Below are 12749 nucleotides of genomic sequence, written 5' to 3'. Positions count from 1 at the left end.
GGCTAGATCAGCGTGGTGATGTGGTCGCGGGAGAACGCGATCCGGTCGTCGAGACGCCCCGACTGCACCTTGTGCACCCACTCCGGATCGGCGAGCAGCGCGCGTCCGACGGCGACGATGTCGAACTCCTCGCGCTCGAACTGCGCGAGCAGCGGTTCCAGACCGGTCGTACCCGACGCGGCGTCGTCACCCCAGGCGCCGTCGAACACCTTGTCCAGCCCGACGGATCCGACGGTGATCGTAGGCAGACCCGTGATCTCCTTGGTCCATCCCGCAAGTCCGCGAACACCTTCCGTGCCGCTCAGTTCCGGGAATTCCGGTTCCCAGTGCCGGCGGGTCGACGGATGGAACACATCGACGCCGGCGTTGACGAGCGGAGTGAGGACGTTCTCGAGTTCCTGCGGTGAACGAGCAATCTTGGCGTCGTAGAAACCGGCCTTCCACTGCGAATAGCGGTAGACGATGGCAAAGTCGTCACCCACCTCGGCGCGGATGGCAGCGACCACCTCGGCCGGGAAGCGCGTGCGTGCTTCCAGTGACCCACCGAAGCGGTCGTCGCGGACATTCGTTGTCTGCCAAAGGAACTCGTCGAGGAGGTAACCGTGCGCACCGTGCAGCTCGACACCGTCGAATCCCACACTCTTCGCATTGACCGCGGCATCGACCCAGTACTGGACGAGCTGATCGAGGTCCGCGCTGGTGAACGCACGCCCAAGGGGATTGCCATCGAGACCGAGTCCCGACGGGCTGACGGTGGTGACCTCCGGATTGAGGCGTGGCTGCTCACCGCGCTGGACACCGAGATGCCAGAGTTGCGGGATGATCGACGACCCCTCCGAGTGAACGGCGTCGACCACGCCCTTCCAGCCATCGAGACTCTCGCTGCCGTGAATGTGGGGGACGCGGGTATCGGGACCGGCTGCCGGATCGGGGATCAACGTGCCCTCGGTGATGATCAGACCGGTGCCACCTGCTGCACGCTTGCGGTAGTACTCGGCGACGTTCTCCCGCGGCACGCCACCGGGCGAGAATGCGCGCGTCATCGGTGCCATCGCGAAACGATTGCGCAGTTTCAAGGACTTCACCGCGAAAGGAGTGAAGAGCCCGGCGGTAAGGGTTGTCGCTGTGTTCGATGCTGTTTCGGTCACGTCGGAGTCGAACCCGTGGGCATCCGACGGTATTCCCCCGCGTGCTATACCTGGGTGATGAAGGTTACAGGCAAGGTTGCCGTCATCACCGGAGGTGGCGGTGGAATCGGGGGAGCGCTTGCCGAACGGCTCGTCGCCTCCGGTGCCAAAGTCGTCGTATCCGATCTGGATCCTGTGTCGGCATCGAACGTTGTCGAGCGGCTGGACGCCGGAACGGCAGTGTCCCTCGGTGGCGACGCATCGAAGACCGAGGACATCACCGCACTGATCGCACTTGCCGAGGACACATTCGGACCGGTGGACCTGTATTTCGCGAACGCAGGTATCAGCGGCGCGCCCGGACTGGAGGCGACCGAGGCGGACTGGGATCTGTCCATCGATGTCAATCTCCGCGCGCACATCAGGGCTGCGCAGATTCTGGTTCCGCAGTGGCTCGAGCGCGGCGAAGGATACTTCGTCAGCACCGCGTCTGCGGCCGGACTGCTGACTCAAATCGGTTCTGCCACATACGCGACGACCAAGCACGCCGCGGTCGGGTTTGCCGAGTGGCTCAATGTCACGTACGGAGACCGCGGAATCCGTGTCAGTTGCCTGTGCCCGATGGGTGTCAACACCAAGCTGCTGTACGAGGGCCAGGAATCCGGGAACGCGTTGGGCGCTGCCGCGACGAAGGCCGTGCTGTCGGCAGGAGACGTGCTCGAGCCGTCCGAAGTGGCCGAGATCGTGCTCGCGGCCATGGACGCCGAGCAGTTCCTCATCCTCCCGCACGCAACTGTGCTGGACATGTACCGCAACAAGGGTGCGGACTACGACCGGTGGTTGCGCGGCATGCGTCGCTACCAGAAGGCCCTACTGGGCGAAACCGACTGAGGAGACAAGCCAAGTGTCGTTCTTCGAAACCACCGACCGCGGCAAGAAGTACGAAGCCGACCTACTCGAATTCATGGACTCGTATGTCTACCCGGCGGAGTCGGTGTACGAGCAGCAGATGCGTGAGCTCGGGAATCCGCATGCGCAGCCGCAGATCATCGAGGATCTGAAGAAGGAAGCACGATCCCGGGGCCTGTGGAACCTCTTCCATCCGCACCCCGAATGGGGACCCGGACTGACCAATCTGGAGTACGCACCGCTCGCCGAGATCATGGGGCGAAGCCTGCTCGCGCCCGAGGCGTGCAACTGCAACGCGCCGGACACCGGAAACATGGAGGTTTTCACCCTCTTCGGCTCCGACGAGCACAAGGAAAAGTATCTGAAGCCGCTGTTGGACGGCACGATTCGTTCGGCCTTCGTCATGACCGAGCCCGATGTCGCAAGTTCGGATGCAACCAATATTGCGATGAGTATGGTGCTCGACGGTGACGACTACGTGCTGAACGGCCGAAAGTGGTTCGCGTCCAACGCGATGCACGAGAACTGCCGCGTTCTCATCGTCATGGGCAAGACCGATCCCGAGGCTGCCACGCACAGGCAGCAGTCGATGCTGGTCGTTCCGATCGATGCGCCGGGCGTCACCGTCGTGCGCAACCTTCCGGTGTTCGGCTACGTCGATCGTGAGGGGCACGCAGAGATCCTGTTCGAGGACGTGCGAGTTCCGACGAAGGACGTGTTGAAGGGGCCGGGTGAGGGTTTCGCTATCAGCCAGGCGCGGCTCGGACCTGGGCGAATCCATCATGCGATGCGCACCATCGGCGTCGCCGAGCGGGCGCTGGAGTTGATGTGCCGTCGCGCGTCGGCGCGAGTGACGTTCGGAAAGCCGGTCGCGGCGCGTGCGAACATCCAGGACTGGATCGCGGAGTCGCGCATCGACATCGAGATGACGCGTCTGCTGACACTCAAGGCTGCGCACCTGATGGACACCGTCGGAAACAAGGAAGCACGAACCGAGATCGCGGCCATCAAGGTTGCTGCGCCGATCATGGCTCTGAAGGTGATCGATCGGGCGATTCAGGTGCACGGGGGTGGCGGTGTCACCGACGATTTCCCGTTGGCGATGATGTACGCCCACGTCCGCACCCTGAGGCTGGCCGACGGTCCCGATGAGGTGCACAAGATGTCGATCGCGAAGATGGAGCTGCGCAAGTATCTGTAGGGGTTCTCGGTCGGCGGCTCCGCCGCCAGTGGCGCGGTTAAGTGCATCGGGGTGCACATAACCGCGCCACTCGTGCGGAGCGCCTGAGTCGGACTCAGAGGTGAATCACCCCGCGCATGTTCTTCCCATCGCGCAGATCCTGGTAGCCCTCGTTCACCTGCTCGAGCGAGTAGGTGTTGGTGATCAGCTCGTCGAGCTTGAGTTGGCCTGCGTCGTAGAGGCGCAGCAGCCGCACGATGTCGTATTGCGGATTTGCCGATCCGAACAGCGTGCCCTTGATCGTCTTCTGGTTCAGCGTCAGATCCGTCCCGGAGACGTGGACGGTCAATGCCGCGGGATCGGCGAGTCCGGTGATGACGACGGTTCCGCCCTTGCCGATTGCCGCGGTCGCTGCCTGCACCACCTCCTCGTCCACAGTTCCGACGAGAATCAGTGCTTGGTCCGCGCCCTGCCCCCACGTCAGTTCGGTGAGCTTCTCCTGAGCTGAAGCTGCATCCGCAAAGGCATGCGTCGCACCGAATTTGAGGGCTTGGTTGCGCTTGAATTCCAGTGGGTCGACGACGAGGACGTGCTTGGCGCCGGCGTGGACGGCGCCCTGGACCGCGTTGATCCCGAGCCCGCCGATGCCGTAGATGATCACCGAGTCACCGGCACGAACACCGCCTGCGTATACCGATGTGCCCCAACCCGATGGCACACCGCAGCCGACGAGAACCGCTGTTTCGAGTGGCAACCAGTCGTCGATCTTGACGACGGAATGCTGTGAGATCGTTGCCCGCTCGGCGAACGTGCCGAGCATGCACATTGCCCCGAATTCGGTTCCCTTGCTGTCGCGGCGGCGGAAGGAGCCGTCGGGCATACAGCCTTCGAGAATCGTTGCGCCCATGTCGCACAGGTTCTGTCGCCCCGTCGAACAGTATCGACAGGTACCGCAGTTGGGGATGAACGAGCAGACGACGTGATCGCCAGGCTTGACCTTGGTGACGCCGGGTCCGACCTCTTCGATGATGCCCGACCCCTCGTGCCCGCCGACGATCGGGAAGCGCGGAGGTAGGTCACCGTCGAGCAGGTGGAGATCCGAGTGGCACAGCCCGGCGGCCACGTACTTGATCAGGACTTCGCCGGGACCTGGACCATCGAGCTCGAGTTCGAGGATTTCGAAGGGCTTGTGCGGCTCGAACAGTACTGCTGCTTTCGTCTTCATGGAGATTCTCCTATCGGTAGATGGACTTGACGTGCTGGAAGTTGCGTAGAGCGTCGGGGCCGAGTTCGCGTCCGATACCGCTGTCCTTGACGCCGCCGAACGGTGAACCCGGGTCGACCAGGTACCGATTGATACCGATGGTTCCGGTGCGGATCTGCTTGGCGACGCCGTAGCCCCGCTCGTCGTCGGAGGTCCACACAGTGCCGCCGAGACCGAAATCGGTATCGTTTGCGATCCGGATCGCGTCGGCCTCGTCGCTGTACGGGATCACCGACAGGACCGGGCCGAAGATTTCCTCCTGTGCGATGGCGTGGTTGTTCTCGACGTCGGCGAATACCGTCGGCGACACGAACCAGCCATGGTCGAGATCGCTCGGCCGGCCACCGCCGGCGACCAGTCGCGCTCCGTCGCCGCTGCCCTTGGCGATGTACCCTTCGACCCGATCTCGTTGGCGCTCACTGGCCATCGGTCCGATCTGGGTTGCCGGATCGAGCGCGTCCCCGACAGCCAGCGAATTGGCGAACGCCTCGAACACCCCGACAACTTCGTCGTAGCGACTGCGCGGCGCCAGAACTCGGGTACCGAGAAAACAAGTCTGGCCGTTGTTGAGAAAGGTTGCGCCGAAGAGGTCTTCGCCGATCTTGGACAAATCGAGGTCTGCGTCGTCCAGCACGATCGCGGCGGACTTGCCGCCGAGTTCCAGGGTGACGGGCCGTAGCAGTCGCCCGCATGTCTCGGCGATCGAGCGCCCTGCTGCGGTGGATCCGGTGAAAGCGACCTTGTCGACGCCGGGGTGTGAGACCAGGTAGGCGCCGACTTCTCGTCCGCCGGGAACGATATTGATCACGCCCGGCGGAATACCCGACGCGATAACGGCTTCCACGAACGGGATCGAGTCCAGCACCGTTTCCGGCGACGGCTTGATGACGATGGTGCACCCGGCAGCCAACGCAGGTGCGTGCTTGAACGCAGCGAGGGTCTGGGGAAAGTTCCACGGCGCGATCGCTCCGACGACACCTATCGGTTCGCGTCGGACGGTGGTCGTGCCGCCGAGCATGTGCGGATGTGATTCCTCGAACGTCGCCGTGCGCGCGAGGGAGGCGTAGTAGCGCACCACCGCGACGGGGAACCCGGCTTCCAGCTGCAGCGCAATCGAGATCGGCATCCCGTTCTGCGCCGAGACTGCGCGGGCAATCTCTTCGCCGCGGGCTTCGAGTTCGTCGGCGAGGCGGTCGAGAGCATCGGCGCGGTCCGACGGCTCCCAGTGGCTCCAGCCGTCGGGCGCGTCGAATGCCCGACGTGCGGCCACGACGGCGGCATCGACGTCGGCTTCTTGCGCCTCGGGGACCGAACCGATGATCTCCTCGGTGCTTGCGGAACGCACCTCGATCCGCGAGGAAGAGCTCGGCGGTCTCCACTCGCCTCCGATGAACAACGACTCCGCATGTATTGCTGTGTTCGTATCCATGCATAGATCGTGACGTGGGTCACGACCGCTGAGTGTTCAGATACTGGACATTCTCTACCCGTGGATGCCCAGTTCTTTCATCCGCTTGTACAGGGTGGTGCGACTGATGCCGAGGCTTTCGGCGGTTGCCGCTTTGTTGCCGCTGCAGCGCGCGAGTTCGTGGACGATCGCGTCGCGCATCGCCGAGTCGAGAGCCGTCATCCGGCTCGACATCCCACGTCCATGGGGTCTGACCAGGTCGTGTTCGGTGATGTCCCCGACGGATCTGCGGGACGCCGCGTCGGCGACCTCGTCTCGTAGTTCGCCGACGTTGCCGGGCCAGTCGTAGTCGATCAGCGCGCGCATCGCAGCCGGGGTGAACCGGGCATGCGAATCGAGCTCGGCCATCATGCCGCGGACGAGATCGGGGATCTCGTGACGGCGTGACCTCAGCGGTGCCAGTTCGACGGTGTCGGTACACAGCGACAGCAGCTGTCGATGTTCCGGGTCGGAAGTGTCCCGTGAGGAACTGGACAGCGCGAACCATCCACGTGCGGTCTTGAGAAGTGCGTGAAGCCGATGCGCGACGGGTCCGTCGGCAAGATGGATGTTTTTCACCACCACGTCGGCTCCGGCCACCACCTGGGATTCGATCGAGGACAACCACGCGGTAGGCGTCGTGACGATGATGTCGGCCGCGTCGAACCAGTGCGGACTTCGGGCCGCGGTGAGTCTGGCCAACGTCGTCGACTTTCCTGTTCCGGGCTCGCCGACGACGCACAGCGGCTTCGACGTCGGCACCCGGGCCGACTGGCGCACAGGGTGGTCCTTGATGTCGATCTCGATGACGACGCCGGTCGCGGCGACCGGTCGTTCCCATCGCAGGGAGGCGTGCACACCGGAATTGAGTGTGAGGGAGTCGATCACACCGCTGCGACGGATCGAATCGTCGGTCAACGAACGCAGTGCGGCGTGGTCGACACTGTCGATGAGCTGTGCGGCGGTGGTGTTTTCGAGGAGCAGCTCGTCGCCGATAGCGATGACCGGCCCGCCGCGGCGCTGTGCGGAGGCGTACTGGAACGCGTGGAACAGGCGCTGTTCCCCGCTGCGGGTCTCTTCGAGCAGTCGACCTTGGATGTCGTTCGCGGAATGGACGAGGAGCGGTTCGAGAAGCGGATTGTCCTCGGTGGCAAGGAAAGTGATGTCGAGGACACCCTCGATGTGCTTGGTGATCGGATGAATGAGCGGGTAGCCGTAGCAGCTGAAACCCTTCATCGACTCCATGTAGTGCTCATCGCCTCGGACTGCGAGGGGCGATCGAAGTTCGAATGTCGTGGAAATCGAGTTGGTTCCCGACGCTTCTTCGGTGAACGACCGCCCGACGACCGCACCGACACCGAACACGATGTCGCGAAGTTCGCGGGTTCCGAATCGCAGGTCGACGAGACGCGCATCCCGGTCGGCCAGAAGAACGCAGTACCCGGATCCCTCCAACATGCTTTCCATCCGGTCGAGGATCGGATTGGCTGCGGCGAGGAGCCGGCTGCGACGATCGACGTCGCGCAGGCTCGAGTGCTCTAGCGAATGGGCAGGCTCCAGGCCGCTCGACGCAGAGCGCTGCCACGACATTGCGATCTGACTACGCACCACGGTGTGCTCCTCGATCTTCGCGATACGTCCGACTCTATCGATCCGTGATGGTCGGCGTTGGGACATTGCGGTACTCGAGGCGCTCCACGCAAGTGGCGCGGTTGAGTGCACCCCGATGCACTCAACCGCGCCACTAGGGGGGGCGTCACCGCAGGTGATGAACCTCCTGCAGTCCGTACACCGGAGTATCGATGCCCTCGTATCGCGCCTTGATCTGCAGCGCCAAGTACAGCGAGTAGTGCCGTGACTGGTGCAGGTTGCCGCCGTGGAACCACAGGTTCTCTTGCTGCGTCGGCTTCCACATGTTGCGCTGCTCGCCCTCCCACGGGCCGGGATCCTTGGTGGTGTCCGAGCCGAGGCCCCACACCTTGCCGACCTTGTCCGCGGTCTCCTGATCCACCAGGTCCGCAACCCAGCCGTTCATCGAGCCGTAGCCGGTGGCGTAGACGATGACGTCGGCGGGCAGTTCCGTTCCGTCGTCCAACACGACGCCGTTCTTGCTGATCCTCGACACTTGACCGCCGACGAGCTTGATCTTGCCGTCCGCGACCAGTTCCGATGCGCCGACGTCGATGTAGTAGCCCGATCCCCGGCGCAGGTACTTCATGAACAGGCCCGAACCGTCGTCGCCGAAATCGTGCTGGAAGCCTGCCTTCTCGAGCCGGTCGTAGAAGTCCTTGTCCTGCTCGGCGATCTGCTGATACACCGGGATCTGAAACTCGTGCATGATCCGGTACGGCAGCGACGCGAACGTCAGATCGGCTTTGTTCGTGGTCATTCCAGCTTCGACGGCACGCTCGGAGTACAGGTCGCCCAACGCGATCTCGCACAGCGAATCCGACTTGACGATGTGCGTCGAGGACCGCTGCAGCATCGTCACATCCACACCCGACTCGTAGAGCGCCTTGCAGATGTCGTGCGCCGAGTTGTTGGAACCGACGACGACGACCTTCTTACCGACATACGCGTCGGGACCCGGGTGCTCGCTCGAGTGGTGCTGCTCGCCCTCGAATTGGTCCATGCCCGGGAAGTTCGGCACGTTCTTCTTGCCGGACATTCCGGTAGCCATCACGAGCTGCTTCGGATGCAGTACGACTTCCTCGCCGTCACGATCGAGGACGACGGTCCACTCCTGCGCCTTCTCGTCGTACGTCGCGGACTTGGCCGTGGTGCGGGTCCAGTACGGAACCTCCATGACCTTGGTGTACATCTCCAGCCAGTCGCCGATCTTGTCCTTCGGCGCGAACACCGGCCAGTTCGCCGGGAACGGCAGGTAGGGGAGATGGTCGTACCAGACCGGGTCGTGCAGGCACAGTGACTTGTAGCGGCCACGCCACTGATCGCCGGGCCGGTCGGCGCGATCGACGACGATGGCGGGCACACCGAGCTGCCGGAAGCGCGCTCCGAGGGCGATGCCGCCTTGGCCGCCACCGACGATCAGCGCATACGGCTGGATCGTGTAGCCGAGTTCCTTTTCCTCGATCTCCTTCTTCTCCGCCCAGTTCTGGGTGTCGGCGTTGGAACCGTGGACAGCACCCTTGACTCGGGTGTGGCCTTGACGTTCCTCGTGGCCCTTGAGCTCCTGCATCGTGGTCAGCAGGGTCCACGCCTGATCGTCCTTCAACCGCAGATGGCCCTTTCCGCGGCTGGTGGCGGTCTCGAACTCGATCCACGCCGAGGTGACGCCGTCAGCTTCGTCGGGAGTCTCGGTCGTGCGAAAGTTCGACGGATCGGTGTCGTCGAGACGCGCGCTCAGCATGTCCACGATGCCGTCACGCCCCTCCACCGTTTTGATGTTCCAGGTGAAGGTGACCAGGTCACGCCAGAAGCTGTCGACGGCGAACTTGGCGGCGACCCGATCGAGGTCACGGGATGCGAGAGCGGCCTCGAAGTCGGCCAACCAGGCGTCGACGCGTTCCTGTGGGGTCTGGAATTTCGCGGCTGTCGCCGGTTCCATGGTCTGGGTCATGCCTACTCCCTCGTCGTTCGTGTACGTGTGCTGTGACCCAGCACACTCCTTCTTGTCTGCCGGGTCGAGAGTTGCAGTGGGTTGCACGTGACGTGGCTCACGCCGGCGACAGTCTCTTCAGGCCCAACGACTGGAATCCGACGACATAGATCAGCGTCCAGAGCACCAGCCAGTCGACGAAGCCGAGCGCATTGCCGCTCAGGCCTGTTGCCACCTCGGGTTCGTGCAGGATGTGTTCGGCGGCGAACCGGTAGTAGAACAAGAAGGTGCCGAGCGCGAGCGCGAAGGTGAGTGCGGCACGGACCGCCGGGCCGAACTTGTTGCCGAAACCGTTGGCCCAGAAAATCATCCAGAACGCCCAGCACACGCCGATCTGGGCAGGGAACTGATTCACGACGCTGCCGAGTTCGGCCGTCGCCGTCGAGCCGAGGAGGAGCTTCGCGAGCGGGACCATCAGGAAGTAGATGGCGGTTCCGAGAACCACATTCCCGACGGTTGCGGCGAGTGCGGTCCTGCCGCCACCGCCGAACAGCTTCCATGGCCAGTTGTCGAGCGTCTGGCCGGTGAGGATCACGGCGACGACCATCGAATAGAACCAACCGAGCACAGTATCGACCGTCATCAGCGGTTCGGTCGCGGACAGCGAGACAGACGGCAGCCCGAACACGAAGTACAGGGCCAGCGTTGGGACTGCGACGAACGCGATCTCGCACAGCCCGATCAGCGGCTGTTTCATCCCCAGTGCAGTCCACGGCCAATGCTGCCAGTTCAGCACGACCATCACCCACGTCGCGAAGCCGAACAGGACGAAGAGCGCGCCGGCGAAGTAACCGAGTCCGCCCTCGCGAGTTCCGGCGAAGTCGGGGAACAGCGAGCCGACGCCACTGCCGAGCAGCCAGGTCACGGCCACTGCGAACAACCCGGTCGACGCCAGGATGGCCAGCCCGCGCAACGGTTGGGCGAGTGTATCGAATCCGGCGAATTCGCAGTCGAATCCGATGAAGACGATGAACAGGATCGCCCAGAACAGGGCCGCGTTGAACGGCAGCGGGTAGAACGAGAACGGACTGGTCGTCGGATCGGCGAGCAGGTACCAGGTGGCGAGCGAGAGTACGACGACGACGGCGAGATTTGCCGATCCGAAGGTGAACCAGTGGCCTCGAGGTTTCGAGACCGGTTGTGTGGAAACAGGACTGGAGCTTGCTGTGGTGGTCATGGATCGGCTCTCCTGGGAGGCGGGGACAAGGGCGCCGTAACTATGAGCTGGATCACAGCAGATTCGTCAGGGTTGCCGAGGGTTGCACGGCGTGGGGCGAATGCAACGCGCTGCAACCCTGTTGCTGTGTGGGTCAGGTCACATAGATATGAGTGCATCGAACCGACCGAAGGAGTAACCGATGCGCGCAGCTGTGTACTACGGCCCGAACAAGGTGGAGATCGCCGATGTCCCCGAACCCTCACCAGGTGAGGGCGAAGTGAAAGTTCAGGTCGGCTTCAACGGCATCTGTGGCACCGACTTGCACGAGTACTACGCGGGACCGATCTTCATCCCCACCGAGCCGCACCCGTTGACCGGCCAGCAGTTGCCGCTGGTGCTGGGCCACGAGTTCTCCGGCACGATCACCGAGGTCGGCAAGGGCGTCACCGGCATTCAGGTAGGCGACCGCGTCGCCATCGAGCCGCTGTACCGCTGCGGCCATTGCGGACCGTGTCGGGCAGGCAACTACAACATCTGTCAGCAAATCGGTTTTCACGGACTGATGTCCGACGGCGGCATGGCCGAGTACACCGTCGTCCCGACGAACATGATTCACAAGCTGCCGGACAACGTGTCGCTCGAGCTGGGCGCGCTCGTCGAACCGATGTCCGTCGCGTTCCATGCCGCGACGCTCGGCGACCCCGCCCCCGACGACACCGCGATGGTGTTCGGTGCCGGCCCGATCGGCATCGGCCTGTGGTTCGCCCTGCGCGGTAAGGGGCTCGACAACGTGTTCGTCGTGGAACCGTCGCCGACGCGTCGGGCATCGATCGAGGCATTGGGCGCGAAGACTCTCGACCCGACATCGATCGACGTCGTCGGGTTCATCGCCGACGAGACCGACGGCCGCGGCGCCGACGCGATCTACGACGCTGCGGGTGTGCAACCTGCAGTCGAAACCGCGCTGGGGTGCATCGGCGCCCGCAAGCCGCTGATCAGCGTCGCCATCTACGAAAAGCCCTTGATGACACCGCTTCAGAAGATCGTGATGAACGAATCACGGATCCAGGGTTCGCTCTGCTACACCTCGGCGGACTACGACGCCGTCATCGATCTGATGTCGCAGGGCACGTACGACACGACCGGCTGGGTGGACAAGATTGCGCTCGAATCGGTCATCGACGACGGTTTCGAGGCGCTCCACGCGGGCACGAAGATGAAGGTTCTGGTCGATCCGAGCGAGGGACGCGCATGAGCGTCGTACTCGTCACCGGCGGCGGCCAGGGGATCGGCCGCGGAATCGCGCTGAGACTGGCCGCCGACGGGCATGACATCGCGCTCGTCGACCTGGCGCCCGAGAAGATCGAGAACGTGGCTGCCGAGGTTCGCGGGATCGGCAGCAAAGCAACGACATTCGTCGCCGACGTCAGTGACCGTGATGCGGTCTTCGCAGCCGTCGACCATGCGCACGAGGCCCACGGCGGCTTCGACGTCATGGTCAACAATGCCGGTATCGCGCAGGTTGCCCCCATCGACGACGTCCGTCCGGACGATGTACGGAAGATCTGGGCCGTGAACGTCGACGGTGTGCTGTGGGGAATCCAAGCTGCCGCAGCGAAATTCAAGGCGCTCGGCCAGAAGGGGAAGATCATCAACGCCTCGTCGATCGCTGGACACGACGGCTTCGCGATGCTCGGCGTCTACAGTGCGACGAAGTTCGCCGTTCGGGCATTGACGCAGGCCGCCGCCAAGGAGTACGCGGCGCACGGCATCACCGTCAATGCGTACTGCCCGGGTGTCGTGGGCACCGATATGTGGGTGACCATCGACAAGCGTTTCGCCGAACTGACCGGTGCAGCCGAGGGTGAGACGTACGACAAGTTCGTGGGCGGCATCGCTCTCGGGTGGGCGCAGACGCCGGAGGATGTGGCAGCGTTCGTGTCGTACCTGTCCGGGCCGGATTCGGACTACATGACTGGTCAGGCGGGCCTGATCGACGGTGGGCTGGTCTTCCGCTGACCCGCCTTTGCACACTCGAAGTGAT

Annotated in this window: 10 protein-coding genes; 4 read left to right on the top strand and 6 right to left on the bottom strand. The window is 63.7% G+C overall.

The window, feature by feature from the left end; genetic code table 11:
• Window positions 1-2: 2 nt before the first annotated feature.
• On the bottom strand, window positions 3-1148 hold the full coding sequence (locus A2J03_RS25150) for an NADH:flavin oxidoreductase (protein WP_068379573.1): 1146 nt from the start codon (window positions 1146-1148) through the stop codon (window positions 3-5).
• Window positions 1149-1205: 57 nt separating this feature from the next.
• On the opposite strand from A2J03_RS25150, the gene A2J03_RS25145 reads away from it, so the two are divergent.
• The gene (locus A2J03_RS25145) at window positions 1206-2018 is read left to right on the top strand and encodes an SDR family oxidoreductase (protein WP_068379570.1); all 813 of its coding nucleotides are present in this window, start codon (window positions 1206-1208) and stop codon (window positions 2016-2018) included.
• Between the two features lie 73 nt (window positions 2019-2091).
• Entirely contained in the window at window positions 2092-3237 is a 1146-nt protein-coding gene (locus tag A2J03_RS25140; protein ID WP_442971408.1) for an acyl-CoA dehydrogenase family protein, read from the top strand.
• A gap of 94 nt (window positions 3238-3331) precedes the next feature.
• On the opposite strand, the gene A2J03_RS25135 is transcribed toward A2J03_RS25140, so the two are convergent.
• The 5 genes from A2J03_RS25135 to A2J03_RS25115 all read right to left on the bottom strand — a co-directional run bounded on the left by A2J03_RS25135 (window position 3332) and on the right by A2J03_RS25115 (window position 10723).
• Window positions 3332-4441, bottom strand: a complete 1110-nt coding sequence (locus A2J03_RS25135; RefSeq protein ID WP_068379564.1) for an NDMA-dependent alcohol dehydrogenase — start codon at window positions 4439-4441, stop codon at window positions 3332-3334.
• Between the two features lie 10 nt (window positions 4442-4451).
• Window positions 4452-5909, bottom strand: coding sequence for an aldehyde dehydrogenase (locus A2J03_RS25130; RefSeq protein ID WP_068379562.1), 1458 nt, complete (start codon window positions 5907-5909; stop codon window positions 4452-4454).
• Window positions 5910-5963: 54 nt separating this feature from the next.
• Complete coding sequence (locus tag A2J03_RS25125) at window positions 5964-7538, bottom strand: sigma-54-dependent Fis family transcriptional regulator (RefSeq protein ID WP_068379618.1); 1575 nt, start codon at window positions 7536-7538, stop codon at window positions 5964-5966.
• A 145-nt stretch (window positions 7539-7683) separates the two neighbouring features.
• Window positions 7684-9507, bottom strand: coding sequence for an NAD(P)/FAD-dependent oxidoreductase (locus A2J03_RS25120; protein ID WP_068379615.1), 1824 nt, complete (start codon window positions 9505-9507; stop codon window positions 7684-7686).
• A gap of 97 nt (window positions 9508-9604) precedes the next feature.
• On the bottom strand, window positions 9605-10723 hold the full coding sequence (locus A2J03_RS25115; protein WP_068379560.1) for a hypothetical protein: 1119 nt from the start codon (window positions 10721-10723) through the stop codon (window positions 9605-9607).
• Between the two features lie 181 nt (window positions 10724-10904).
• On the opposite strand from A2J03_RS25115, the gene A2J03_RS25110 reads away from it, so the two are divergent.
• Together A2J03_RS25110 and A2J03_RS25105 are read left to right on the top strand one after the other, a co-directional pair.
• Window positions 10905-11960 (top strand): 2,3-butanediol dehydrogenase, encoded by a 1056-nt coding sequence (locus A2J03_RS25110; protein WP_068379557.1) that lies wholly within the window; start codon window positions 10905-10907, stop codon window positions 11958-11960.
• Window positions 11957-12724, top strand: coding sequence for an acetoin reductase (locus tag A2J03_RS25105; RefSeq protein WP_068379554.1), 768 nt, complete (start codon window positions 11957-11959; stop codon window positions 12722-12724). Before A2J03_RS25110 ends, A2J03_RS25105 begins: the two co-directional genes overlap by 4 nt.
• Window positions 12725-12749: the final 25 nt, after the last annotated feature.

Source organism: Rhodococcus sp. EPR-157 (assembly GCF_001647195.1).
GTDB lineage: Bacteria > Actinomycetota > Actinomycetes > Mycobacteriales > Mycobacteriaceae > Rhodococcoides.
This window is presented reverse-complemented; position numbering and strand designations above follow the sequence as displayed.

Coding starts and splice junctions, on each gene's coding strand:
- A2J03_RS25145 (WP_068379570.1), top strand. CDS start 1,206: ATGAAGGTTACAGGCAAGGTTGCCGTCATCACCGGAGGTGGCGGTGGA.
- A2J03_RS25140 (WP_442971408.1), top strand. CDS start 2,092: ATGGACTCGTATGTCTACCCGGCGGAGTCGGTGTACGAGCAGCAGATG.
- A2J03_RS25135 (WP_068379564.1), bottom strand. CDS start 4,441: ATGAAGACGAAAGCAGCAGTACTGTTCGAGCCGCACAAGCCCTTCGAA.
- A2J03_RS25130 (WP_068379562.1), bottom strand. CDS start 5,909: ATGGATACGAACACAGCAATACATGCGGAGTCGTTGTTCATCGGAGGC.
- A2J03_RS25120 (WP_068379615.1), bottom strand. CDS start 9,507: ATGACCCAGACCATGGAACCGGCGACAGCCGCGAAATTCCAGACCCCA.
- A2J03_RS25115 (WP_068379560.1), bottom strand. CDS start 10,723: ATGACCACCACAGCAAGCTCCAGTCCTGTTTCCACACAACCGGTCTCG.
- A2J03_RS25110 (WP_068379557.1), top strand. CDS start 10,905: ATGCGCGCAGCTGTGTACTACGGCCCGAACAAGGTGGAGATCGCCGAT.
- A2J03_RS25105 (WP_068379554.1), top strand. CDS start 11,957: ATGAGCGTCGTACTCGTCACCGGCGGCGGCCAGGGGATCGGCCGCGGA.